We start from the raw sequence: 25,399 nt of genomic DNA on the forward strand, positions 1-25,399 counted from the left end.
TGTGGCCAGCAATCGAAACATCATTCAGCGTCTGCCGACGCCTGATTGCGATCGATATGTAGGACGATCTTCTCGGGACGTTCGCCATCCTTTTGCAAGAGAATGATCACAGTGCATTTCTCCGCGCCTTGACGAAACGACAGCAGCCGACCGCTGGTCTTCGATAGGACGTGTTCCACCACTTCGGTGCAGTCGGCCAAGCGATTCATTGAAGGAGTTGGCCGCAACGCCTGTGCATGCGCCGACGTGGCCAGAACCGAAATCATCGCCAAGGCAGCCCAAAACGAATTCACACTACCCCGGCAACTTATTGGAGATAAGCTGCGAAACGGCCTGGATAGGTCCACTCGTAACTTCGGCAGCATAATTCCTGCTTCTGTTTTGCTCAACACCTTGGCAAGGCGGCGACACCGGTCCGGCTGAGCGTCAACGTCCACTGGTCCGGACCTCCTTCGTCATGAACGTAAACAGATCGGCCATCGCTTTCGGCGACTTTGAGCAGCATCACCACCCAATCCGAAGGCGCTTCTCCCGGAAGCTTCTGCCGCTCGAGCCAGCGAATGAGATATCCTAAGTCGCCAAAGCCCCTTTTGGGTTCAATGCGTGGCCGATAGAGCGCCCAGAGATAAACGGTCACACAGATCCTCTTTATATCGTGCCGTTGCTGACGAGTGATTGCAAAGCGCGATCAGGCTTCCTTCCGGGTTGACTTGGCGTCATCCAGATCTTGGATGTCCCCCGCAGATCCGCTCAGCAATACATCTCCGCCCTTGTTGATCAGGTTGCCATGAATCGTTCCGCAAACGATCGCGGCCGCACCTTTTTCAACAATGAGATCGCGCCCGATGCTTCCGTGAAGTTCGAACCGTCGGCCAGCAGGAACAGTTAGCGAGCCCGCAATAGACCCAAAGAATCGCACATCTCGATCCAATACGATCGACCCATCGATATTGACATTGAGATCGTCCAAACGGTGCCCCTTTCAGTCACGAAGTTTTGGGATAATGTTCGCGAGCGCTGCAGTGGTGGCACCCTGGCGCAGACGGACCTAGCCTGAGCGCTCAGAGTGGCGCGCCCGCGAACGTCCTCCCAGTGCGGACATCATGAAAATATATCATGCCATGATATAAATAAAGGAAAATGTGCATGCCCTCAGGAAAGCGGTCCAGTCGATCAGACGAAAACGAAGTTGAGACCAGCCGTCCCCTGGATCCGGGTATCTACGAAGGTCTTGCCGGAGTGAGGCTGGCTATGCGGCTATTTCTTTCTTTCAGCGAAGCCGCGGTAACTGAGGCAGGGGTGACATCTCAGCAATATCAGGCGCTGTTGGTGATCAAGGTCGCGCCCGGGGGCCAGATCATGGTGCGGGATCTCGCCGACCAGATGCTTCTGCAGCACCATGGCGCAGTGCAGCTCGTGGACAGGCTCGCGACAGCAGGATTTGCCGTGCGTATTCCCTCGGCAGAAGACAAGCGAAGCGTGCTCATCGGCCTCACTCCCGAAGGAGAAGAATTGGTCGAACGCCTTGCCAGAACCCATCTGAAGGGAATGTTGGCGAATGAACGCCTGCTTGTTGAATCCTTGAAGAGGCTCCGGCGTCTTTCGAGATTGAGCTGAGTCGGGCCGCGACGTCGTCATCCGCTAAGCGCATTTGATTGTGAGGAGGAGCCGAACCATGAGTTACCAGGACAAATTTCGTCTCAGCGGCGAACGCGCGGTCGTCACTGGCGGCGGCCGTGCCATCGGTCTTTGCTGCGCGCAGGCACTGGCCGAAGCCGGTGCCGCGATCGTAGTCATAGAGCGCACCGAAGCCGACGCGCAGGATGCACTTGCATTGCGGGACAAAGGCTACGATGTCGAACTGCGGGTCGGCGATGTCACGGATGCCGAGCGCATGGAGGCGATCGCGACTGAACTCGCGAAAGGAGGCCGCCCGGCCACGATCCTGGTGAACAATGCCGGAATCGGCCAGAGCGGCATTCCGTCGGAAGATGTCACGGATGCCGACTGGCTTCGAATGATGAACGTTAATGTCAACGGCGTGTTCTGGTGCTCGCGAGCCTTCGGTCGGCACATGATCTCGATGAAGCGGGGCTCCATCGTGAATCTCGGCTCGATGTCGGGGATCATCTGCAATCGGCCGCAGCCACAGACCCCGTATAACGTATCCAAGGCCGCAGTTCATCACCTCACGCGCTCGATGGCCGCCGAGTGGGCACAGCACGGCATCAGGGTAAACGCCGTGGCGCCGACATACATCGAGACCCCTATGGTTTTGGCCGTCGAGGCCAATCGCGATCGGATTCCGATCTGGCTGGGCGATACGCCGATGGGACGGATGGGAACTCCCGAAGAGGTTGCAAGCGCAGTCCTGTTCCTCGCGTCGGATGCCGCCAGCCTCATGACGGGCGCCATAGTGAATGTCGACGGCGGTTTCACCTGTTGGTAACGGGCAAAAATGCCGTCGCGCGCTCCCGATCTCGCGCGAGAGAACCAGCTTTGCGGAGATGTAGACGGACGCATTTGTGATCGGTCGCAGAGGGGCAGCGCGATAGAGCTGCGCAGTTCGCCAACGGGAAATGTTATGTTATCGTGGCCTTACGTCTTCCACGGATTCCTTGTCCTTCTGAAGTTTTACATGTCTTAAGCAGCAAGCCATCCGTCAAAATGTATAGGCCATTCGGCAAATGCAATTTTGGCCATTCGGCAGATCCGATATGGCGGGCGACAACCCATCTCTGAGTAGTCAGCGTGAATATCGCCGGAAAAGACAAAATCATTTGATGGAGATTAAAATGAAAAAATATCTGCTTGCCGCTTCCGTAATTGCTCTTATGGCGACGCCGGCTCTTGCCGAAGAATGCGCGCCCATCACCAAACCCCAGGTGGAGCAGTTGTTTGATCGCTGGAACGCATCTCTGGCGACGCTCGATCCTCAAAAAGTAGTCGCAAACTACGCTCCCGACGCCGTCCTGTTGCCGACCTTGTCGAATAAGCCGCGGCTGACCCAGGCGGAGCGCAAGGAATATTTCGTGGACTTCCTGAAGAAGCATCCTCAGGGCAAGATCAACAGCCGCACGATCAAAATCGGTTGCAACGACGCGCTCGATACCGGCATCTATACCTTCACATTGAAGGGCGGCGTGAAGGTCCCGGCACGCTACACCTTCACCTACGAGTTCAAGAACGGCAAGTGGCTGATCTCGTCGCACCATTCCTCGGCGATGCCGGAGAAGCATGCAGGCTAAGCGGTCAGTCAGCGGGAGACGCCCTCAAGCGATCGATACGATCTCCAGTTCATTATCACCGACCAGGACGACGTCGCCGACAAGTTTTCCGAGGAGAGCCTGGGCGACGGGTGAAACGTAGGAGATCGTGCCTTGTTTGGGCTCGGCTTCGTCTTCTCCGACGATGCGATAGGTCTGTACGCGCCCGTCATCGCGGCTGAAGGTCACCGTGCTGCCGAAGGCGACGGTCTCATGCGAGGCTGGGGCTGCCACGATCTCGGCAGTGCGAACCCTCTCGACGAAATAGCGCAGGTCGCGAAGGGGGACCGCCGCCAGCCGTCGCCGCTCGTTCACGTCTTCGACCGCGCTTGCGGCTTCGTACTGTTCGCGAGCCTCGTGAAGCGCGGCATTGAGTGCCTTCCATCCCTCTTCGGTGACCAGGTTCGGATGGGGTGAGATAGCGCGGTCGGGAAGCTGCGTCTCCGCAGCCGTCTCCGCACTTTCCTCTTTTGTAAATGCGACTGCCAAGGCAAACTCCGAAAAGCAAACGATGCTCTATCAAGATTATATAGTCTGATGATAGCGGAAGTTAAGATGCCGCCAGGCTTTGGAAGAGGCGTGCGCCTTGCCGCAAACGTTCTCCCCGACACGGGTATGTCGCCGCCCGCCGAGAAATCGAACCTTCGGTCACGACGAGGAATTGGCAGATCTGAAGACACTCTTCCAGACCTAACTCATGTCTCGGCGAACGAATAGCTCCCCGCTCTGTTGGGTGACAAATTCCCCGTTACCTCAGCTTCTGGAAAAACTTTCTCCATCGGGCCGCCGATCGCAAAATAGATAGCCTATTAAATACATGGATTATATCGCAATACTTACCTATCGCAGCATCGTGCTCAGCCAAAAACCTGCAATATGGAGAGGAACCTATGAAAAGACAGATCAAGCTCGGCGCATTTCTCCCCGGCGGCGGCCAGCATATTGCGTCCTGGCGCCATCCGGACCAACCGGTCGACGGGGCCGTCAATCTTAAGTTCCACATCGAGCTTGCGCAGGCAGCCGAACGCGGCCTTTTTGATGCTTACTTTCTGGCAGATGGGCTTGCGATCTCCTTTGGCGGCGGCGTGGAGGGCGGCAATGCGAGGGTGGTCGGCTTCGAGCCGGTCACGTTGTTTTCAGCACTGGCGCCGTTCACCAAGCACATCGGCTTCATCGCGACGTCATCGACGACCTATGAGGAGCCTTACTCCGTTGCGCGCAAATTCGCCTCGCTCGACTTGATCTCCGGCGGCCGGGCCGGCTGGAACGTTGTCACGACCGCCACGGAAGCTGCGGCGCGGAATTTCAATCTTGAACGACAGCAGCCTCATGCAACTCGCTACAAGCGGGCGGCCGAGCATGTCGAGGTCGTCAAGAAGCTTTGGGAAAGCTTTGACGATGACGTCTTCATTCGCGATCGCGCAAGCGGCGTCTATTTCGACGTGAACAAGGTGCACCGCACCGATCATCGCGGCGAACATTTTCGGGTCGAGGGGCCATTGAATGTCCCCCGTTCGCCTCAGGGCCATCCCGTCATCGTGCAGGCTGGCCAATCAGAGGATGGGCGCGGACTTGCCGCCGCGAGTGCGGAAGTGATCTTCACGGCGCACCAGAAGCTCGACACCGCCCAGGAATTCTATCGCGATATCAAGACGCGTGCGCGCAGCCTCGGTCGTGATCCCGCGCATGTGCTCGTCATGCCGGGCGTGTCGCCCTTCGTCGGCCGGACGGAGGCAGAGGCTCGCAAGAAATATGAGCGGCTCACGAGCCTGATTATCGAAGAGGACGGGCTCGCCCTGATCAGCGGGCTCACCGGCGGCGAGTTGGATCTCCGGGGTGCCGACCTCGACGGTCCGCTGCCTCCGGCGCCGCCGACAGAGGGCATGAAGAGCCGCCAGGAACTGATCCGGCGCATTGCGGACGAGAACAACTTCTCCATTCGCCAGCTCTATCAGTGGATCGCTTCCGCGCGTGGCCATTTCACTATCGTCGGCTCGGCGGTGCAGGTCGCGGATACCCTGCAGGAATGGTTCGAAAACGAAGGCGCTGACGGTTTCAACATCCTGCCGCCATGGCTGCCCACCGGCCTCAACGATTTCGTGGACCTCGTCATTCCCGAGCTGCAGCGCCGGGGCCTGTTCCGCACTGCGTATGAAGGCAAGACCCTTCGCGAAAATCTGGGCCTGCCTTTCCCGCAAAATCGGTGGGGCGCTGCCTACACCGAAGCCGCCGAATAACCGAGACAGCAAGGGGAAACGCTCATGGCGCTTGACACTGAACAACAGGCTCTCCTGGGGAGCTATCGCGAAACGCATATCTGGCGGAGCAGGCTGGTACCGGAAGCAGGGGCGCTGTTGCGCGGTTTCGTATCGCGCTACGGCCTGATCATTGTTTTTGTTGCCCTCTGGCAAATTTCACCGCGGCTTGGTTGGAGCAACCCCGCGGTCCTGCCGCCACCGGATGCAATCCTGCGAGCGCTCTTGAACGGGATCAGCGGCGGCCCGCTGCTGGGCGATATCGCCATCAGCCTCCAGCGCGCCGGCATCGCATTTAGCGCAGCGGTCGGTGTCGGCATTCCGCTCGGGCTCTTCATGGGGCAGATCCGAATTATCGAGCGCAGCCTCGATCCGATCCTGCAACTGTTCCGGCAGACCTCCGCACTCGCGCTCTATCCGGTATTCATCTTGTTGCTCGGTCTCGGCGAGGCGTCGAAGATCTTCGTGATTTTCTGGGCAACGCTGTTTCCGACGCTTCTCGCCACCATCGGGGGCGTCAAACAGGTGGACCCGAAGCTCTTGGAAATGGCGCGTGTCTACGGTGCCAAACCGCTTACCGTGTTTCGCCGCGTCGTCCTGCCGGCTGCCCTGCCGCAGATATTCATTGGCTTGCGGCTGAGTGCCACCACTGCGCTTCTGCTGCTCATCGCCGCAGAAATGATCGGCGCCAATTCCGGCGTCGGGTTTCAGGTGATGAATGCGCAGTACAATTTCCAGATCCCGCTGATGTTCGCGGCAATTCTGCTGCTCGCACTTCTGGGATTGTCGGCCAACTTCATTCTTGCGGCATTGCAGGCCCGGCTCTGCCGTTGGGCCAACCCCAAGGACTGAAGGCTGAAACGCGCCACCATTTTCATCTCATCCGATCAATGGAGTTCACATGCAGATTTCGCGTCGTTCTTTCGCCATCGCCGCAGTCGCAGCCGGCATGCTTCTAACTGCGCCGGCAAGCGCTACCTTCGCTGCCGAGACAGATCAGGTCACCATCCGCTATCTCTCAAGCCAAGGCGGGCTTTCTGCCCATGAACTTGCCGATGCGCTCGGTTATTTCAAGGATACGGGTGTGACCGTAAAGGATGTCGGCTATGCTCCGGGCGGTCCGGCCTCTCTCTTTGCGCTGGCGTCTGGCAATGTCGAAGTCGGAGGTGCTGCCACTGCGGCGGTGCTGAACTCGATCGCCGGCGGCAACGATTTCGTTGCAGCCTATCCTTCGAACGGCATCGACAAGACAACCGAGAGTATCTTCTATTCGCTTGACGGCAGCCCGATCAAATCGATCAAGGATCTGGCCGGCAAGACGATCGCCGTCAATACGCTTGGTGCCCATCTCGATTATACCGTGCGCGAGGCTCTGCATTCCGTCGGCCTGCCGGAAAATTCGGCCAAGCTCGTCGTCGTTCCAGGTCCGCAACTCGAGCAAGTTCTGCGTTCTAAGCAGGTTGATGTCTCAGCCTTCGGCTACTGGCAGAAAACCTATGAAGGCGTCGCTCTGAAAAGCGGTGGTCTCCAGAAAATCTTCGGCGACACCGACGTGCTCGGCGAAATCGCCGGCGGCTTTACGGTGCTGCGTCGCGATTGGATCAAGCAACACCCGCAGGCGGCCAAGATCTTCATTGAGAAGTCGCAGGTTGCGCTCGAATATGCTCGTGTTCATCCCGAGGAAACCAAAGCGGTCATTGCCAAGGTTCTCGCCTCGCGCGGCGAAAATGCCGACATTGCGCAATATTTCACCGGCTATGGCGTGCGCGAAGGTGGCAAGGCCGTGCCGCGCGACCTGCAATTCTGGATCGATATCCTCGCTCGCGGCGGCGTTCTGAAACCGGGACAGCTCAAGGCGGAAGACATTCTCTACGATCCGGCGAATTTCGCCGTCGCCGGCAACTGAGAAGGAGTGGGCCAATGGCGGTTGCTGAACTGACCTTGCGCGGAGAGGTGACGATCAAGAACCTCTCCAAATCCTACTCGATCAACGGCCGCCATCTCAATGTGCTGCAGGGCGTCAGCAACCACATTCGCGCCGGTGAAAGCCTGGCGATCGTGGGAGCTTCGGGTTCCGGCAAGACGACTCTGCTCAGGGTGCTCGCCGGGCTTGAGGATGCGGATCGCGGCGATGTGTTGATCGACGGCCAGCCCGTTCGGGGGGTCGGCGCGGATCGCGCGGTGATCTTCCAGGAGCCGAGGCTTCTGCCCTGGCTGACGGTGCTCGACAACGTCGCGTTCCCTCTTGAAAATCAGGGCCTGAGGAAGGCCGAGGCGAGGGCGCGTGCGCGCCACTATGTCCAGCTCGTGGGCCTCTCAGATTTTGCCGACGCCCTGCCCTCGCAGCTTTCGGGCGGCATGGCGCAGCGCGTCGGCATTGCGAGGGCACTCGCGGTGAAGCCTGAAATCCTACTGCTCGACGAGCCGTTCGGCGCACTCGACGCCATGACCAAGATCACCATGCAGGAAGAGCTTGCTCGCATCTGGCGCGAGGAAAATGTGACGATGATCCTCGTCACCCACGATTTGGAGGAGGCGGTCTATCTTGCTGACCGCGTTCTTATCCTTTCCAAGGAGAAGGGTGGTCGCACCCGCGAGATCGACATCGACCTCCCGCGGCCACGCAACCGCAGCGAGGCACGCTTCGTCAAGTTTCGCGAACAATTGTTGAATGCGTTCGGGCTGCACTGAAGTCGGCTAAATAGCCCTGTCCGCGGCTGCGGCGGCCGGGTAACTTCCCCAGGCTGTTGCGAGCGCTCGCCGCCTGAGGAAATCGGGAAGCGGCACGCCCGAACTCAATGCTTTTCAAGCACCTCATGCTCGTAAAGCTGATCCATGCTGAGGGATGCGACGGCGGCGAAGGAGGTTTGATTGCGGACCCGCCCGCCGGAGAGGATGACGACATCGTCGCAGAAGGAGATCGTGCTGCGATGATGGCTGATCACGATCGTCGTTCGGCGCCCGGCTCGCGATTTCAAAGTTTCGACGATCGCCGCTTCCGATAAGCCGTCCATGGCATTGGTCGCTTCATCGAGGATGAGGATGTCGGGATCTCGCACAAGCGCTCTTGCTAGCGCGATCCGCTGCCGCTGCCCGGCCGACAGGCTTGCACCCCGATAGCCGACAATCGTTTCATATCCATCCGGCAGCTTCTCGATGAATTCATGCGCCTCGGCAAGTCTGGCGGCACGTTCTGCCTCGGCGAGCGAAGCACTCTGCCCATAGGCGATGTTTTCGAGAATAGTGCCGTCCACCAGTTCCAGGTCCTGGCTGGCGAGGGCGATCCGGTTGCGCCATTGGGCGGGATCCATGCGGTGGAGCAGTGACCCGTCGATGAGAATGTTGCCCTCGTCGGGTTCGACAAAGCGGCAGAGAAGATTGACGATCGTCGTTTTTCCCGCGCCGGAGCGGCCGACGATCGCGGTGGAGCGGCCGTGACGGATTTCGAAGCTGGCGGAGCGCAGTACCGTGGGCCGGGAAGCCGAGCCGGGGTATTTGAAGCTCACGCCATCGAACTTGATTTCTCCATGCAGCCCATGCGCCGGCTCATTTCCAGACGGCGGTCTCGGCTTGCCGGTGGAATCCAGCAGCCAGCGCACCTCCTCCAGCGATCCGCTCCAGCCTAACACCTGGCTCCATGCCTGCTGCAGGGCACGCACGTGTGGCTGCAGCCGATAGAGCAGGACGACGAAGGCCACTATGATCGGAAAACTGACACCCCAAGCCCATGCGCTCACCACGACCGCAAGGAAAAGGGCGGAATGCATAACCTCGGTCAGCGGAGGCAGGGCGCCCTGACGGGTCTGCAGAATGAAGCTCGCTTTGCGAACGGCGTTCGAAGCCCCGTCGAAGATCGCTTTTTCGCGCGCCTCCTGGCCGAAGGCGCGGATCAGCCGGCCGGCATGGACGAGATGCAGCATTCTGCTGGCGAGCTCGTTATTGAAGGACGTGACGTCGCGGCTCGGCATTCTCAGGGTGGAGGAGAGGACGGCATGCGCAATCTGAATGAGGATGAGGCCGATCGTGACGCAGAACGTCATTTGCCATGAAAGCAGCAGCAGGAATGTCAGCAGGATAATCGCCGCCGATGCGTTCACGATCGCGCCAAGCACTGTCTGTATCGCATCCGACGCCCGCCAGGATTCGTTCGAAATGATGTTCAGCAGCCGACCGGGACTTTCCTTCAGGAAAAAGGGATATCCGATCTTCAGGAGTTGATCGGCGAGCGCGCTGCGGATTGCATGACCAGCCTTTCCGTAGATGAAGTTGGTGAGCGCCGTGTTGGTGAAGGCAAGAATGTTCTTCAACGTGATCAGTGCAAGGATGCAGGCGGCGATGGCCATCAGCCGCTGCTGATCATCCAGGCCCGAACCCACCTGCTGGAAGAGCGCCGAAAATCCGCCAAGCCCCGTCTGGTCCTTTTGACCGCCGATGATGCTCAGCATCGGGATGATGAGTCCGATGCCGGTGCCTTCGAGCACGGCGCCGATCAGGCCGAAAACGACGACGACGGGCAGGAGGCGCATCTGCCGGCCAAGCGCCTGGCGCAGAATCTGCAGGCCGGGCAGGAGGAGTTTCAGCATGGCGGATTACCCCAAAGAGCGTGTTGCCTGTTTGATCTTGTCCAATTCCGGCTGCCGGTGTCGACCTGTCACGGCAAGGCCCGCAAACTCGACCGCGCCCAGCAAATTCATGGACACGATCGGCCAGTGGGACAAGGAGACTTCCGGATCGAAGCGGTCTCCGCCCCACGATTCCCGACAGGCCGAGCGAAAAGTCCAGTAGAAATGCCGCAGGAGCCACGGTGCCTTGAACAGATGCTTTAGGCAAAGACCGCCGTTTCCGAGGCTGTAGTTGCGGTGAAGCCGCTCGATGGCCTCCCGTGTATTGCGTCCATGATAATGCAGAACGCTCATGTCGGGCACATATTCAATGGGGATGCCGAGTTGAAAGGCGCGGACGATATAGTCGGTATCCTCGGCCGATTGCAGAAAGCTGCCGGCGCCGAAGCGTTCGTCGAAATAGCCGACCCGCAGGGCAACCTCCCTATGCATTGTCATGTTGCAGCCCAGAATGAAGCCGCCTGGATGGATGTCGGGGGTAAAGCGAGCCCTTTGTAGCGATCGCTTGATGGTAAACGGCAGATCGAGCGCATTGCCCAGTTCGACGCGGCCGCCGCGGATGATGCAGCCTTCATCGCTCAGATAGTGCCGCTCCAGATCCCGCAGGTAATGCAGCCCCACTTCGCAATCGTCGTCGATGAAAATCAGGATACGCCCGCGAGATCGCTCCATCCCCGCATTGCGGGCTGCGGCAAGGCCGCGGCGATGTTCCAACACCGGTGTGATCGTCATGCCCGAGGTTGTGGCGATGCGGGCCAGTCGCTCGGCGGTATCATCGGTCGAGCCATTGTCGACGACCACCAGTTCGCTGGTCATCGAGGCATGCGAACGACAGGTCGCCTCGATCGATCGGATGCACGCCTCGAGCGCTTCCGCGCGGTTGCGGGTGCAGACGATGAAACTCGCCGCGGGATCACGACCGCTGGAAGCCTTCGGGGGCTCTGCGGATGGCTGCGCACACTTGCGCAGGATTTCGGCACGCTCCGCGGCCATCTCAGGCAAGCCCCTGCAGCGGCGGCACGTTCTTTATCGGTACCGATTGCCTGTATCTCGCCAGCGCATCGAGGCGGACGCTCGCATTGCCCCAGATGCGGCTGCACCAGGGCGCGTAGGCGGCGGCGCGCAGGCCATACCGTTCCTGGCGCCGAATTGTATGCCATTTCCCGGTTTGCGTCAGGAACTGATGCGTAAGCTGCGGCTGCTTCTCGTCGGCGATGAGCTGATAGACGAAATAGAAGAAGCACATGAAGCCTTCCTTATGGCTCGCAGAGGTCTGCATGCCGCGCGCGGCGATCTTTTCTTCGATGGCGAGGAGACAGTCGGCAGCACGTCGAACCGTATCCGGCGTCACCGCCGCGCCGATAGCGTGCAGAGCATCGGCATCGTCGATCAGGGATTCCCGTTGGAGATTTTCTGCCGCGATCTTCAGATGCGTCCGGCGCATCGGCCATTTGTGCTTGTTGGTGACGCTCTCGTCGTGAACCCGGTAGGCAACGAGGCTGTCGTCGATCATGGCGGCGGGAAATTCGCGCGTGATGCGCCGGAACACATCGAAATCCTCCGCATGCACATAGGTCGCATCGTATGCCAGCATGTCCGCGGGAATGATGTTGCGATTGTATATTACGGTCGAATGCATGAAGACGGTGTAGAACATCGACAAGACATGCCAGTCGGCCGATTGATGGATCGGATTGGGCGTGCCACGCACGACGCGATTGCCGATGAGCCGATCGACGCCCGTGCCGCAGATCGCCAATCGAGGCCGCTCTTGGAACAGGGCGATCTGGCGGGAAAAGCGGGTCGGATAGGCGATATCGTCGGCATCCATCCTGGCGACAAGCTCGCCATTCGCCATGGCAATGCCTTCGTTGAGGGTCGCGATAAGCCCGCGGTTCTCGCGCGAGACGATACGGAGCCGGCCGTCGGCCTCCTGGTGGCGTTGCAGGATGTCCAGCGAGCGATCGGTGGAACCATCGTCGATGGCGATGACATCAAGGCGCTTGTAATCCTGCCGCAGGATGCTCTCGATGGCGGCGGCGAGATAGGGTTCGCCGTTATAGACAGGCAGCACGACAGAGATCAGTGGGCCGGACATTCTTCAACTCGTCAGCTATTGTAAATCAGATGTTTGGACGGCGCCCCCACGAATGCCCTCATTGCGGTGGGAGAGCGCCGTGTTGTAGGCCTTGGAGCCGTGTCCATGCTCCCCCGGTTCGCTCGCGATTGCGATCGATGGGACAGCGGGCTGATGGCCGCGGGCCGCATAAGGGAAGTAGCGTTTGAGGTTGTTCAAAGGCTTCTCGAAAACCAGCCAGGAAATCGAGGCCAGCATCAGTGTCGCGACGCTTCCGACGATCAAGCGCCCAAGGCCTTGTTCCGAGACATTGACCGGAATCCAGGTTTGCGCCTTGACGATCAGCGAAAGGACGATTGGATGGAAGAGGTAGATGCCGTAGCTTATCCGGCCGGTGGCCGCTATCGGGGGGGATTCGAGCAATCGGCCAAAGAGGGATCGAAAACCCGAGGCGCCGCAGCCTACAAGCATGACGAGCGGCACGAGCGGGAAAACCTCCGAGCCTATCCAGATCACCCAGTCAAGCGTCGGTGTGATGGGATCGGGCCGCAGCCATAGCGCCACGGCAGCAGCGGCGGCCAGCGGCATCCAGCTCTGTCGCATCCATTGCGGCCAGCCCTGCGTTCGTTCGCGATAGGCTGCGAGCAAGGCGCCGCCCGCCAGCGCATCCATCGAGGCCGAAGGGAGCAGGTCTCGCATCAGGGAGGGAGTCCACGTCAGCGGCCAACAGAGGCGGTAGGCAAGCGAGCATGCGATGACAGCGATACAGATTCGTTCGGTCAGCCGGCGCGGCGCGAGCAGGATCACCAGCGGCCAGGCGATATAGAATTGTTCCTCGATGCTGAGGCTCCAGGTATGGCAGAGCACCCAAGGCGTCCATTCGCCGCGCAGCGCATACCAATAGTTCGACAGATAGAGCGCGTGCCATTTGACGTTGCCGCGAGCTCCTTCGAGGTCGAGGAAATAGACGAAGGCCAGCATGGCAAAATAGGGAGGAAATATGCGTAACACGCGGCGGATATAGAAGGCTTTAAATGCCGTGACCGGCTGGTATCGGGCATCGGCTCGCGCCTGCAGCAACAGCCGCGTTATCAGAAAGCCGCTGAGCACGAAAAAGAGGCGAACTCCGAGATGGCCCCAGATGGACCTGTCGGCTGCAAAAAAGTGTGCATACAGCACCATGCTGACGGCAACAGTTCTCAGCCCGTCCAATTGGCGGTCGCGTATGTTCGCCATCGACACCCCCGCTTTCAGTCTTGTGGGACACTCTCTTTGACGCGCCACTCCCGATGCTGTGTCGCTTGCGTCTATTGTTCATCTTTGCGGCCTCGCACCGATGAACCAACGAGCAACTTTACGAGGGTGCACGAGCGAATCCGGCCAAACTTGGGCCGTCGCGGCGTAATCGGTGGGAGTTTGATCACGTGTTTGAAACAAAGTGAGATCTTTTCGAATAATCGGAAATATTCGGACCTCTACGTCGAGACGCTCAAAGTGAGGCGCGGAACTTGCGCGGACCATCGCCGGCGGACTGCTCACGCCTCTACAAGCTACGCCTCGAAGAGCTTTACACCCGTCATGTCGGCCAGCTTGTTCATGAGGCTATCCTGGTACGCGGGATCGGTGACCTCCGCGGCGGGCTGGCGTCGTTGGCGGTGGTACCAGTAAGCACCGCTGGTCTTCGCGGCTTCATCGTTGCTGGTCGCCAGCCAGGTCTGGGTTTGATGACCCATCTGAAGATCGTCAGGCGCTCCGGCGCCGCCCATTTTTGTGGGAACCCAGCCGGGATCCACCGCATTGCTGAGGACTTCCGGCCAGTGTCGCGCAACGGCGGCTGCGATGGTCGCGACATGCAGCTTGCTTTCGGAATAGGCGCGGCTTGCATTCCAGGAGCGTTGTTTCCAATCGATATCATCGATAGGCCCTCCGCCGCTCTGGTGCATGCCGCTGCTCAAGTAGATCAGGCGATCGGGTCGTTCGATCAATGCGGTGAGCAGGTAAGGGGCGAGCGTATTGACCGCCAAGGTCTTCGCATGGCCTTCGGCGGTGTCTCCTCGGTTTCTCTCAAGATAGATGCCGGCATTGTGGATGACTGCGTTCATACGACCGATCCCGTTGACTTGATCCGCGATGGCGCGCGTTTCCGCGTCACTGCTAAGATCGCCGATGACGACTGCCAGAGCCCTGGATTTCAGGTCGGCGACAGCCGAAGCTCGATCGCTTGAGCGCGCATGCAAGATGACTTCATGGCCTTCACCCATGAGGGCGCTCGCCGCCGCCAAACCGAGACCGTCGGTGGACCCTGTAACGAAAACACGGCTCATGGTGATCACCTTTCATAATGCTCTTGCTGAGGCACTCGCTGTACGCCTGCAACGGATCGAAGCCTCGCAGCGGGAGCGTTGATCGCGCAACGCTACATATGCTTCAAGCCCGCACAAACCAGTCAGCCGTCTTAAATATTTAAATGACGTGCGTTTGTTCGCCACCGCAAAGTCCGGCTCCGGGTCATGCCGGACGAGACGAGCGATATGACCTAATCTCCCTCTGTCGGCGCTAGTGGAGGGCTTTTTTGTCGTGGCGCGCAAAGCCGGTCGGTGATCATGCCGCTCTCAATGATGCAGGTCGATCGGTGCTTTGTGGAACACGTCGTCCGAGGGTGGAATGGCCTGGCGCTCGATCATGCGATGCACATGCGGCGGCTCATTGCCGTTATGGAGCGCCCTCAGCCGATCCATATTTTCTGCATCCGCCTGGGTGCGCCGTTGGTTGTGGCGGATATATTCAACCCAGGTCGGCGTGTGGTAGGTTTCCGTCCAGATGCCGGGATTTTCCAGATCGCGCATCAGCGCCCAGTTTCTGGCGCCGTCGCGGATACGGATCCGCCGCCGCTCGGCCATCAGCTTTAAAAACTCCGGCAGATCCGCATCGCCGATCTGATAATCGACAAGGATGACGATCGGGCCGCTGCGCGGTTTGATGTCCAGGCCAAGCGCGGGTTCGATGAAGCGGTTCAACGGATCAAGGTTAAGCGAAGCGAAGGCTGGCATCGGAAAACGCACACCAATGACGATGCCGATCAGCATGACCACGGCCGAGCCGTAGAGCGCGTTCGCAACACCGTATTGATCGGCCGCAATACCCCAGAGCCAACTGCCTCCGGCAATGCCGCCGAACGTCACCGTCTGATAAAGCGACAGAGCGCGGCCGACGACCCAGCGCGGTGTCGACAACTGGACGATCGTATTGAACAGTGAAAGCGCCAGCACCCAGCAGGCTCCCGAAACGAGCAGGCCGGCGCAGGTGAGGGTTACGAAGGGGCTCGATGCGGTCAGCGCCATGCTGCCCGCAAATCCAGCGAAGGCATAGCGGATGATCGTCTCGCTGCTCAGCGCCTCTCGGAGCCGAGCATTGAGAGCACCGCCGCCGATCGCTCCGATGCCGAAGGATCCCAACATGAAGCCGTAGGTCAGCGGTCCCCCAGCAACGAGATCGATCGCGACGATTGGCAGAAGGGCGAGCACCGAACTGGCTCCGACGCCGAAGACGAAACCGCGAACGAGCACTTTTTCGAGATTCGGCGACATCGAGATATAGCGGAGCCCGGCAAAGATCGCGCTGCCCAGCTTTTCGCGCGGCAGCGTCGATGTGGGGAGAGCCGGTTTCCAGCGTATCAGCGCATAGATGAGTGCAAAATAGCTGACGGTATTGACTGCAAAAGCGGCCGCAGCGCCGGCAGCCGCGACGATGATGCCGCCGAGCGCCGGGCCTACGCTTCGGGTCATGTTGAAACCCATGCTATTCAGCGTCACGGCATTCGGCAGATCCTCGCGGGGCACCATGTCTCCGACCGACGCCTGCCAGGATGGATTGTTGAGCGCGGTTCCGCAGCCAATCAGGAAGGTAAAGAGCAGAAGCAGCCCGGGCGTGATCCAGCCCAGCAGAGCACACAATGTCAGGATCGCGGAAAAGGTCAGCATCAGACACTGCGCGATCAGCATCACCCGTCGGCGGTCGAAATTGTCCGCAAGCGCCCCGGAAATCAGTGAGAACAGCATGATCGGCAAGGCGGTCGAGGTTTGCACCAGCGCCACCATGTCTTCCGACGCCGTGATGGTCGTCATCATCCAAGCGGCACCGACGGCCTGGACCAGCCCGCCGAAATTCGAGGCAAGGCTCGCGAACCAGATCCTGCGAAAGATCTCATGCTTAAGCGGTGCGAGCGTGGACGAATTCGATGACAAGGTCCCTCCGGCGTCTCTGATTCCCCGTCCGCTTCAATATATTACGAAGCTTTGCGGTGGCCAGCGGGGATCGACGGCAAGTTCGATGAAGTCGTCGGTGATTTCACGGTGCGGCTTGCGGAACCGGATGCCGCTCAGGCGCCCCTCAGCGAAGATAGTGGATATGCGGCCGTGAGTGGTGAGGCGAAACCTCTACGCGGGCTTCGACCGAAAAGACATTTCTCAGAAGCTCTTCGGTCAACACGGCTTCCGGCGCACCGAGCGCGACGACCCTGCCTTGCTGCATGATGATCAGTTGGTCGCAGAACATGGCGGCGTGGTTCAGGTCATGCAAAGCGATGATGCTGGTAACCGGAAGGTCGCTGACAAGCCGCATCAGGCTGATTTGATACTGGATATCGAGATGATTGGTCGGTTCGTCGAGGATCAGTTCCTGCGGGGACTGCGCCAGGGCTCTTGCTAGGTGCGTGCGCTGTTTTTCGCCACCCGACAGGCTCTGCCAGCGGTCGTTGCGTTTCTCCATCATGCCGGCGCGTTCGAGCGCACCCTCTACAGCCTTTTCGTCGGCCGCGGTCCAGCCCGAAAACATCGACAGGTGCGGAAACCGGCCGAGTTTTACAACGTCGATGACCCGCAGATTGGCATTGGTCGTCCCGTGCTGCTCGACGAAAGCGACGCGCCGGGCGATCGAGCGCCGGCCGATCGTCGTGATATCTCTTTGGTCGAGCGTGATGCGGCCGGAATGTGGCCGCTTCAGACCGGCGAGAAGACGGAGAAGCGAGGTCTTGCCGGAGCCATTCGGCCCGAGCAGGCCGAGCATCTTGCCCGGCTGTGCCTCAAACGAGACGCCGTCAAGAATGGTCTTCTTCCCAATTTTCCAGACGAGGTTATCTGCCTTGATAGTCATGACGCACGCTGGAACCGGTAGAGAATGATCGAGAAAATGGGCACGCCCACCAGTGCCGTGACAACGCCGATCGGCAGCACCTGATGCGGAACGAGGACACGCGACGCTATATCCGCAAGTACCATGAGGATCGCGCCTGCCACGGCGCAGGTCGGAAGCAGACGGATATGCAGCGGCCCGACGAGAAAGCGTGCCGCATGCGGCACAACGAGGCCGAAAAAACCGATCGAGCCCACGATGCTGACGATCGTCGCCGTCATCATTGCCGTCAGAATGAACAGCACGATCCGTGCTCTGGCGACATTGACGCCGAGCGAGGATGCCGCTTCGTCGCCGAAGGCAAAGGCATCCAGCACGCGGGCATAAAACAGGCAGGCGACGAGCCCGAAGCCGACGACGATCGAGACCAGCATGAATTCCGGCCACCGCACGCCGCCGAAACTGCCAAGCAGCCAGAACATCACATCGCGGGCTTGCTGCGCATTGCCCGACGTCGTCACGATGTAGGAGGTCGCGGCATTAAAGAGCTGCGATGTGGCGACACCGGCAAGGATTGTGCGGTCGGCGCCGCCACGCGTGCCGTTCGACAGCAAGGCCACCAGGAGGAAAGCCGCGAAGGCGCCGGCAAAAGCCCCGGCAGATAGGGATACGGCGCCCGCGCCGACGCCGAGGATGACAATCGCGACGGCGCCGGTAGACGCGCCGGCCGAGATGCCGAGAACATAGGGTTCGGCAAGCGGGTTGCGCAGCAGCGACTGCATGATCGCGCCTGAAAGCGCCAGGCCTGCGCCGCAGAAGACCGCCACCAGCGCCCGGCTGAGACGGTAATCCCAAATGACCGCCTCATGGATTTTGTTGAGCTCCACCGCCGTCCATCCGATTCGATTGGTAACAGCAGAAAAGGTGGTGGCGAGCGGGATCGGCAGATCGCCGATCCCGACGCTGATCCCAACAACCAGACCGATGGCGGCGAATGAAATCAGCAGCAGAAAGCCGAAGGCGGAAAACTGCTGAAGAGGACGATGTGTTTCGGTCACTTCAGAAGACCAAGCGCCTTCAACTGGTCCGCCACCTGTTCGGCGCCATAAACCGTCCGAACGGTCGGGTTCATGGCCTGGCCGTCCATGACGACGATCGCTTTGTTCTTGACCGCCGAGATTTGGCTGACGGCCGGATCGGTGGTCAAGAACTTGATCTTGGCTTCGGACTTGTCGAGTTCCCAACGGTTGCGGTCGAGATTGGAGACGACGATGACGTCCGGATTGGCGGCGATGATGCTTTCCCACCCGAGCGTCGGCCATTCCGCTTCTGCCGTGACCGCATTGTGCCCGCCGAGCAGGTCGGCGATAAAGCCCGAAGCCGCATTCTTGCCGCCGAGATAGGCGTCGGCGGACGGGCTGGGGCTCGAGAACCAAAAGACGTAGGAAAGATTCTTGCCGTCTTTCGATACGCTGGAGCGAAGCGCCGCCTCACGCGCCTTGAAATCGGCAATCAGCGCCTGGCCGCGATCGGCGACGTCGAAGATTTGCGATAGTTCATCGATTTCCTTGTAGAGAAGGTCCGTGTTCCATAGCTGTGCGCGGCTGCCGTACTGGTCCTTGACCTCTTTGGTGCTGAGGCAGGTGCTGGGCGAAAGATAGGTCGGGATGCCGACCTTGTCGTAGTCCTCGCGCTTGGCAACCTTGCTGCTCGGCCCCATCAAGCTCGGCAAAGCAGCCGCTACGAAATCGGGATTCTCCGCGAGGATGGATTCGAAGGTCGGGAATTCGACCGTCAGCAGTTTCACCTTGGCATTGGCTTCAGCAAGCTGCGGCAATACCTTGCTTGGCCAGAAGGCGGTGCCGACCATCTTGTCCTGAAGGCCCAACAACAGCAGGATCTCCGCGCTGTTCTGACCAAGGCCGATCGCCCGTTCGGGCGCCTTCTGGAAGGTAACCTGCGCGCCGCAATTTTCGATGGTCAGCGGATATTTGGTGGCAGCGAATGCCGAGGCTCCGGTGAAGCTGAGCGCGGCGCAGAGGCCGGAAACGGCGAAAAGTGATTTCAATAGCGTCACAAGAAAGGTCCTGATTGTTCGGTAACCCGAAGGGCCGGGCGCAAATGCCGGCGGTATAGCCCCTGAGTGGCATCAAAAACAAGAGCGTTTCAGTCATATTTTTTAGGGCTGTCGGAAGCTGCTGTCAGCGTGGGCGCGAGCGAGCGTAGTCGCTATGGGAAAATGCTTCCTACGCCGCGAAACATTTCTGATACAATTGCAGCGCGCATTTGAATAGCAACCATTCTTGGCAATGGGATGGGACGCATGACCCTGGATTTCGAAGCGATCTTCAAACGGGAGTTGGCTGTCGTCAACTTCCGGCGACAGTCACTTCAAAATGGCGGAGTGGAACCCAATCGGGCGGAACGCAGCTCCACAACTGAACGCGCAGAGAGTACGAGATTTCATATCCCCCGTCGCCCGGCGCAACTATCGCAAGACCATGCCGAGGCAGGCAAACGTGGCACCATTCGAATGGAAACCGGCAGCGACCTGACCGGGCTTTCGTTTTCCGGCGGCGGCATCCGCTCGGCCGCCTTTTGCCTCGGCGTGTCGCAGGCGCTGGATGCACTCACGCGCGACGGCGAGCCACGTGTCTTCGATGCCTTCGACTATCTCTCTACGGTGTCCGGCGGCGGCTATATTGGGACATCGATCGTCTCCGGCATGATGCAGGAGCCCTATACCTTCCCTTTCGCCAGCAAGCTCGATTCTCAGGAAACGCCGGAAATCCAGCATCTGCGAAACTATTCGAACTTCCTCGTCCCGAACGGTACGATCGACTATCTGACGAGCTTTGCGCTTTTGATGCGCGGATTATTCGTGAACGCGCTGATCGTCCTGCCCGTCCTCCTTCTGCTTGCCGTGTTCACCGTCGCCTGCAATCCTCGCTCCACCGATCTGGGGCAGCCGGATATCCTCGGCTTTCCACTCAGCGGCGGATGGCTTCCGTTGATCACCATAAACGGCCTCGAAGCCTTCACACTGACGATCAACGTTACAGCCGTCGTCCTGGCTTTGATGTTCGTCAGCGCGATCGCAACCTCCCTAACGTTTCAGACCAGCCGGCTCATGACGCGCGAGCGACTTGCCTGGATGCTCGGCTGGCTGGTGGCGGCTATGGCCGGTGCCTTTCTCATCGAACTGCAGCCACTCATCCTCAGCGGCATGTTCAAAGGGGCAACGACCGCTACGGCTGAAATCGCTGGTCTCGGAAATAGCGGCATAAAGAGCGTCTTTCTGGCGATCGCGCGTATCGTACCAGCGCTTGCTAGCGTCCTGCTTCCCGCCGCCCTTGTGTTGATAGGTGCTGCTCAGAAGCTCGCGAATGTCGCAAGAGCGACGCTCGGAGAGGCGACCTGGACGGCAATGCTGCAGAAATATGCGAGCCGCGTTGCCCTCTATCTTGCGGCCTTTGTCGTGCCGCTGCTGCTGTGGGTCTCCTATCTCTATCTCAGTTTCTGGGCGATCATGCCTGTAGCCGATCTGGCTTCCGCTCCTCGGCCGGCTCCCGTGGCTCCATCATGGCTTTCTGCCGTATCTACGCTTGCCTCGAACCATCTTCCTGTCATCGGGAGGTTAGGCGAGATCGGCTCGCTCTACCTGTGGGTCGCCTTGCTGCTTGCCTTCGTCTGCCTCTTCATCGGGCCAAACTCTAACTCGCTCAACCAGCTTTACCGCGACCGTCTCAGCCGCGCTTTCCTGTTCGAGCGCGTGCGTCTTGGAAGCGGCAAGCCGTCGATCGATGTCGATCGTTGGAAATTCTCGTCGTTGAAGCAGTTCGATGCCGAGAGCGGTCATTGGAACTCCGGAGCAGCCTATGCGCCCTATCTGCTCGTCAACACGACGATCAATTTGATCGCGTCGAAAGCGCTCAACAAGCGCGGCCGCAACGCCGACAATTTCATCTTCAGTCCGCTGTACATCGGCAGCCAGGCTACGCGCTATGCGGCGACGGAAGAGATGGAGGCGGCCGTTCCGTCCCTCAGCCTTGCAACGGCGATGGCCACATCCGGCGCGGCGGCGTCGGCGAACATGGGAAACCATACCGTCAGAATACTGACCTTCAGCCTTTCGCTGCTTAACGTCCGGCTCGGCTATTGGCTGGCGAATCCGGCAAAACTCGACGCTTTGCGCCACTGGTGGAACCGGCGGTGGTCGAATTTCGGTACATGGTACTTTGCCAATGAAACCGCCGGCCGTTTGGACGAGAAGAGGCTGAACGTCTATCTGACCGACGGCGGCCATATAGAAAATCTCGGCATATACGAATTGCTGCGCCGGCGCTGCAAAGTCATTCTGGCCATCGATGCCGAAGCCGATCCGAGCATGACGTTTGAATCCTTCGTGAAGCTCCAGGTCATGGCGCGCATCGATCTTGGCATTCGCATCGAGCTCCCCTGGCAGGATATCCAGAAGAGAACTCTGGAAGTGACGAGGGAGATGGCATCGAACGCAGGTGGGCCAGCACGATCCAAGGGACCGCATGCCGCCGTCGGTATCGTAGAATATGGCGAGGACGAAAAAGGCATATTGCTCTATATCAAGTCATCGCTGACCGGCGACGAGAACGACTACATCATGGACTATAAGAGGCGGAATCCGACGTTTCCGCACGAGACCACGCTCGACCAGTTTTTCAGCGAGGAGCAGTTCGAAGTCTATCGCGCGCTCGGCTTTCACGCCGCTCATCACTTTCTGAATGGCACGAACGATTTCGCGCAGCCATCCACTATACCGGCCGGCTGGAGCGACGACCTCGTCGCAGCACTCGCATTGCTCAATATCCCGCCGCAGATGCGCGCTGCCTTCAGCGCGCGACTTTAGAAGCAAGCCGTGCGCCTGCCATCAGGACTTGGCGGAGATCGCGCTTAGCTCCTCAAGATCCAGGTCTCGCTCCAGTTCGCGCAGTGTCTCGTCATCGATATCACCGGCCCGGTGAAGCCGTATGAGTTCGCGGCGCCCGGTAGCAACCGCTTCGAGAACAACAACGAAATGCGCCTGGAGCATGGGCGAGTATTGTTCCGTGCGCGCTGCATAGTCGACGATTGCAACGGCTCTGCGCTGATATCGCTCCAGCAGTTGCGGATGAATGAGTTTCCCTTCGCCGTCATAGGCCAGTCCTTTGACGGTCGCAAATTGCGCCTGGGCCATGGCAGCTTCGGCTTGACTCATGGTGAAGCGCGCCTTTTCCGACTCCGGCTCCGTTAGCCTCGCCCAGGTGATTACCTGCCCAAGCGTCGTCCCTTGGATAAGCACGGTTCCGACAATGACGGCGAACGACGTCACCAGGATAAAGTCGCGACCGGGGAAGCCCTCGGGCACGCTCAGCGCGAGCGCCAGAGTGACGACGCCACGAACGCCCGCCCAGCTTATGACGGTAACCCCGCGGATACCGAGCGGCGTATATCGATCGAGCCCCAAAATGTTGCAAAGCTTGATCACAAGGTCGGATCCGAAGACCCAGCCGAAGCGCGCCAGGGTGAGTGCAATCAGGATTACCAGTATGGGCAATCCCATCGTTGCGGTCACTACGCCAAAGCCGCCGCCACGTTCGACAACACCCCGCAGCGACAATCCGATCAAAACGAAAACCGCGGCTTCCATCAGAAAGACGATCACGGTCCAGAACGACGTGCCGCGCATGCGTGTTGAGGCGGAAAAGACGGTATGTTGGTGCCAGCTCGCGATCAGGCCTGTGGTCACCGTTGCGATGACGCCGGAAACATGGATTTGTTCGCCAAGCAGATAAGAGGTCCAAGCCAACAGCGTCGTGGCAGCGATCATCAGATATTCATCGCGCAACCGCTTTACGAATAGGACCCAGATTGTCCCGACGACGATGCCGACAACGGCGCCGCCTGCCGCCAAGAGCAAAAAGCTTCCCGCCGCATCGACAGTGCTGAAAGCACCGGTGACACCGGCAGCGACGGCGAGGCGGAAGAGCACCAGACCGCTAGCGTCATTGAGCAGGCTTTCGCCTTCGAGCAGGATTTGCAGGCGCCGGGGCAATTTCACCCTTTGCAGGACGGCGCGGGCGGAAATTGCGTCGGGCGGCGAAACGATCGCGCCGAGCGCCGCGCACGCTGCCCAGGGCAGCGATGGAAAGAGGAGATGGGTTACGACAGCCAAGACGGCGCATGTGAAAAACACCGCGCCGATGGCGAGCGAGGCAATGCCGATCATGTGACGGCGCAATGGACGAAGCGCAATAAACCAGGCACCGTCCATAAGCAGCGGCGGAAGAAAGATGACGAGCACCAAACCGGGGTCGACTGCGATTGCGGGCAGCCCAGGCAGGAAGGCAAGCATTGCGCCCCCGGCAAGCAGCGCCACCGACGGCGGCAGTCCGAACCTGTGGGCGGCATAATGCAGCGCGATGATCGCTACGAACATGCCGATAACGAGTTCGAACAAATGTGTGGGGTCCATGCGCCTGCGCCCTGATAGAGTTTTTGCTGAAATAGGCTCTATTACAAAGCGCGTTTCGTCGAAACGCAATTGCCCAAACATCGTGGCCCACAATGAGGGGACCTGGATCGCCCGTGCGTACGCGGCCTTAGACAGTTGCTGGCGACCGAAGCGCGTCGGATGGGCATTTGACCGCACCTTCACCGCATTGAATCCGAGCGACGATCAACCGCGTGAGTCTTTCCCGCAACACCCGACGGGTAATTCGAGCCTCGAAGGGTTTCGGCTGGATTCATGCGATTCAGTCGCGGTATTCCTGGAACTGAGAGGCGATTCGAATAGGCGGGACAGCGCCGAAAGCGTCCGCCCGTATCTCCTTGGACAGGATGGTCATGAACGCGGACATGATAGCCGCATGGGCGGCCCAGAATGGGTTCCATTCACTCGATTCAGCGATTTTTCGCCGGCAGGACGATGCGCGCACGATCACGATCGAGATAAAGAAGATGTCGGTCGTGCTGATCGACGAAAGGCCAGGATCCCGCCCCCGTCTCATCTCGCGACTGTTCAAAGATATGCGCTCCGTAAGCGAAACTGGCCGGTTCGAAGGACTTCTGCCAGCCGGATACCTGCCATAGACCTCCCTTATTGTGCGACATAGGTTCGCAGGACCGAATCTTCGGGCGTGAGCCGACGGCGGCGACTTGCCTGTGATCTCCGGAAGAACGACTGCGCCCCAGTCCCCGCGCGCGCCATGCGATGGAACAAACAGCGTCCCGCCGCGTTAAAAACGCCGGACCGATGCCGGTCAAGAGGGAGCGCCGAGGCGGGCGATGAATGGCTCAGCCGAGTCTGTCTAAGGGAAAACAAAAATCAGGCATTTATCCGCTCGCAAGAGCCTCTCGAGAGATTCCGGCCGCCATTTCCTTCAGCGCTGTCGGCAGCGGACCGGTGCGCGCGCTCGGATGTGTCAGCGTACTTTCGGGAAAATCTCCTTACCTTCCGCCGATTTCGACGCGAACCACGCGCCTGTCGAACGCAACGGGGCGATGCCAGAATGGTCGTGCGCACAGATGGCACGGGCATTCGATTGAATGCAGTGGCGCCTCGGCATCACCTCCGCTGAGCTGGCCATCGGCGCCGGGCCTGCTGTCCACTATCGATTTTCGAGAGGATTGACGATGGCATTGGAGGGGTTGCGCGTACTTCTTGTGGAAGACGAGGGTCTGATCGCAATGTTGACCGAGGATATGCTCCAGGATCTTGGCTGTAGCGTCGCTGCCGGTGCCAGTACCGTTGCTGAGGCTATCGAGAAAGTGCAGGCAGGCGGGTTCGACCTGGCCCTGCTTGATGTCGATCTCGTCGGCAAGAAGGTCTTTCCGGTTGCTGAGCTTCTGGCGACGCAAGGCATCCCCTTCGCCTTCGCAAGCGGCTACGGGGAATCGGCACTCCCCGAGGAATTCCGCCAAAGACCGGTGCTGCCTAAACCTTTTCATATAAACGAACTCGCAGCCGCCCTTTCGGCGGCTCTCAACGGCGAGGGCTAGCAATGGCCGATCGCTCTTATCAGCGCGTGACAC

The 25,399-nt window shown here is 59.6% G+C and carries 23 protein-coding genes; 10 read left to right on the top strand and 13 right to left on the bottom strand.

The window, feature by feature from the left end:
* Nucleotides 1–20: 20 nt before the first annotated feature.
* Both K290_RS37310 and K290_RS0114930 read right to left on the bottom strand, forming a co-directional pair.
* The gene (locus tag K290_RS37310; protein ID WP_154668610.1) at nt 21–437 is read right to left on the bottom strand and encodes a hypothetical protein; all 417 of its coding nucleotides are present in this window, start codon (nt 435–437) and stop codon (nt 21–23) included.
* 251 nt (nt 438–688) lie between these two features.
* Nucleotides 689–970: a hypothetical protein gene (locus K290_RS0114930; protein ID WP_028752661.1), complete on the bottom strand. Its 282-nt coding sequence runs from the start codon at nt 968–970 to the stop codon at nt 689–691.
* Nucleotides 971–1,146: 176 nt separating this feature from the next.
* Between K290_RS0114930 and K290_RS0114935 the strand changes: the two genes are divergently transcribed.
* The 3 genes from K290_RS0114935 to K290_RS0114945 all read left to right on the top strand — a co-directional run bounded on the left by K290_RS0114935 (nt 1,147) and on the right by K290_RS0114945 (nt 3,248).
* Nucleotides 1,147–1,617: a MarR family winged helix-turn-helix transcriptional regulator gene (locus K290_RS0114935; RefSeq protein WP_028752662.1), complete on the top strand. Its 471-nt coding sequence runs from the start codon at nt 1,147–1,149 to the stop codon at nt 1,615–1,617.
* 58 nt (nt 1,618–1,675) lie between these two features.
* A complete protein-coding gene (locus tag K290_RS0114940) occupies nt 1,676–2,449 on the top strand; it encodes an SDR family NAD(P)-dependent oxidoreductase (protein ID WP_028752663.1) in 774 nt (257 codons plus the stop codon).
* A gap of 385 nt (nt 2,450–2,834) precedes the next feature.
* Complete coding sequence (locus tag K290_RS0114945; protein WP_425337596.1) at nt 2,835–3,248, top strand: SgcJ/EcaC family oxidoreductase; 414 nt, start codon at nt 2,835–2,837, stop codon at nt 3,246–3,248.
* A gap of 24 nt (nt 3,249–3,272) precedes the next feature.
* On the opposite strand, the gene greA is transcribed toward K290_RS0114945, so the two are convergent.
* Complete coding sequence (gene greA / locus K290_RS0114950; RefSeq protein ID WP_028752665.1) at nt 3,273–3,755, bottom strand: transcription elongation factor GreA; 483 nt, start codon at nt 3,753–3,755, stop codon at nt 3,273–3,275.
* Between the two features lie 401 nt (nt 3,756–4,156).
* Here greA and K290_RS0114955 point away from each other — a divergent pair, with 401 nt between their 5' ends.
* The 4 genes from K290_RS0114955 to K290_RS0114970 are packed head-to-tail and all read left to right on the top strand — an operon-like array spanning nt 4,157 to nt 8,212.
* Nucleotides 4,157–5,503 (top strand): LLM class flavin-dependent oxidoreductase, encoded by a 1,347-nt coding sequence (locus tag K290_RS0114955; protein ID WP_028752666.1) that lies wholly within the window; start codon nt 4,157–4,159, stop codon nt 5,501–5,503.
* Nucleotides 5,504–5,527: 24 nt separating this feature from the next.
* Complete coding sequence (locus K290_RS0114960) at nt 5,528–6,373, top strand: ABC transporter permease (RefSeq protein ID WP_028752667.1); 846 nt, start codon at nt 5,528–5,530, stop codon at nt 6,371–6,373.
* A gap of 49 nt (nt 6,374–6,422) precedes the next feature.
* Entirely contained in the window at nt 6,423–7,427 is a 1,005-nt protein-coding gene (locus tag K290_RS0114965) for an ABC transporter substrate-binding protein (protein WP_028752668.1), read from the top strand.
* 14 nt (nt 7,428–7,441) lie between these two features.
* Nucleotides 7,442–8,212 carry an ABC transporter ATP-binding protein gene (locus K290_RS0114970; protein ID WP_028752669.1) on the top strand — a complete coding sequence of 257 codons (771 nt, stop codon included), beginning with the start codon at nt 7,442–7,444 and terminating at the stop codon, nt 8,210–8,212.
* Nucleotides 8,213–8,316: 104 nt separating this feature from the next.
* Here the strand turns inward: K290_RS0114970 and K290_RS0114975 are convergent, their stop codons facing one another.
* The 9 genes from K290_RS0114975 to K290_RS0115015 all read right to left on the bottom strand — a co-directional run bounded on the left by K290_RS0114975 (nt 8,317) and on the right by K290_RS0115015 (nt 19,427).
* The gene (locus K290_RS0114975; protein WP_028752670.1) at nt 8,317–10,104 is read right to left on the bottom strand and encodes an ABC transporter ATP-binding protein; all 1,788 of its coding nucleotides are present in this window, start codon (nt 10,102–10,104) and stop codon (nt 8,317–8,319) included.
* Nucleotides 10,105–10,110: 6 nt separating this feature from the next.
* On the bottom strand, nt 10,111–11,136 hold the full coding sequence (locus tag K290_RS0114980; protein WP_028752671.1) for a glycosyltransferase family 2 protein: 1,026 nt from the start codon (nt 11,134–11,136) through the stop codon (nt 10,111–10,113).
* Nucleotide 11,137: 1 nt separating this feature from the next.
* Complete coding sequence (locus K290_RS0114985) at nt 11,138–12,241, bottom strand: glycosyltransferase family 2 protein (protein WP_028752672.1); 1,104 nt, start codon at nt 12,239–12,241, stop codon at nt 11,138–11,140.
* A 15-nt stretch (nt 12,242–12,256) separates the two neighbouring features.
* Nucleotides 12,257–13,456 carry an acyltransferase family protein gene (locus tag K290_RS0114990; RefSeq protein WP_028752673.1) on the bottom strand — a complete coding sequence of 400 codons (1,200 nt, stop codon included), beginning with the start codon at nt 13,454–13,456 and terminating at the stop codon, nt 12,257–12,259.
* A 314-nt stretch (nt 13,457–13,770) separates the two neighbouring features.
* Complete coding sequence (locus K290_RS0114995; RefSeq protein WP_028752674.1) at nt 13,771–14,544, bottom strand: SDR family NAD(P)-dependent oxidoreductase; 774 nt, start codon at nt 14,542–14,544, stop codon at nt 13,771–13,773.
* A gap of 288 nt (nt 14,545–14,832) precedes the next feature.
* Complete coding sequence (locus K290_RS0115000) at nt 14,833–16,464, bottom strand: MFS transporter (RefSeq protein ID WP_037135455.1); 1,632 nt, start codon at nt 16,462–16,464, stop codon at nt 14,833–14,835.
* Between the two features lie 145 nt (nt 16,465–16,609).
* A complete protein-coding gene (locus K290_RS0115005; protein WP_028752676.1) occupies nt 16,610–17,371 on the bottom strand; it encodes an ABC transporter ATP-binding protein in 762 nt (253 codons plus the stop codon).
* Nucleotides 17,368–18,408, bottom strand: coding sequence for a FecCD family ABC transporter permease (locus K290_RS0115010; RefSeq protein ID WP_028752677.1), 1,041 nt, complete (start codon nt 18,406–18,408; stop codon nt 17,368–17,370). Before K290_RS0115010 ends, K290_RS0115005 begins: the two co-directional genes overlap by 4 nt.
* Entirely contained in the window at nt 18,405–19,427 is a 1,023-nt protein-coding gene (locus K290_RS0115015; RefSeq protein ID WP_028752678.1) for an ABC transporter substrate-binding protein, read from the bottom strand. The genes K290_RS0115010 and K290_RS0115015 overlap by 4 nt, the downstream gene beginning before the upstream one ends.
* 246 nt (nt 19,428–19,673) lie before the next feature.
* Here K290_RS0115015 and K290_RS0115020 point away from each other — a divergent pair, with 246 nt between their 5' ends.
* On the top strand, nt 19,674–22,235 hold the full coding sequence (locus K290_RS0115020) for a patatin-like phospholipase family protein (RefSeq protein WP_154668611.1): 2,562 nt from the start codon (nt 19,674–19,676) through the stop codon (nt 22,233–22,235).
* 21 nt (nt 22,236–22,256) lie between these two features.
* Here the strand turns inward: K290_RS0115020 and K290_RS0115025 are convergent, their stop codons facing one another.
* Complete coding sequence (locus K290_RS0115025) at nt 22,257–23,840, bottom strand: Na+/H+ antiporter (RefSeq protein ID WP_028752680.1); 1,584 nt, start codon at nt 23,838–23,840, stop codon at nt 22,257–22,259.
* A gap of 371 nt (nt 23,841–24,211) precedes the next feature.
* Here K290_RS0115025 and K290_RS38330 point away from each other — a divergent pair, with 371 nt between their 5' ends.
* The gene (locus tag K290_RS38330; RefSeq protein WP_028752681.1) at nt 24,212–24,457 is read left to right on the top strand and encodes a hypothetical protein; all 246 of its coding nucleotides are present in this window, start codon (nt 24,212–24,214) and stop codon (nt 24,455–24,457) included.
* 456 nt (nt 24,458–24,913) lie between these two features.
* Nucleotides 24,914–25,366, top strand: coding sequence for a response regulator (locus K290_RS0115035; RefSeq protein ID WP_245276548.1), 453 nt, complete (start codon nt 24,914–24,916; stop codon nt 25,364–25,366).
* The last annotated feature ends 33 nt before the right edge of the window (nt 25,367–25,399 follow it).

This window comes from Rhizobium leucaenae USDA 9039 (assembly GCF_000426285.1).
GTDB lineage: Bacteria > Pseudomonadota > Alphaproteobacteria > Rhizobiales > Rhizobiaceae > Rhizobium > Rhizobium leucaenae.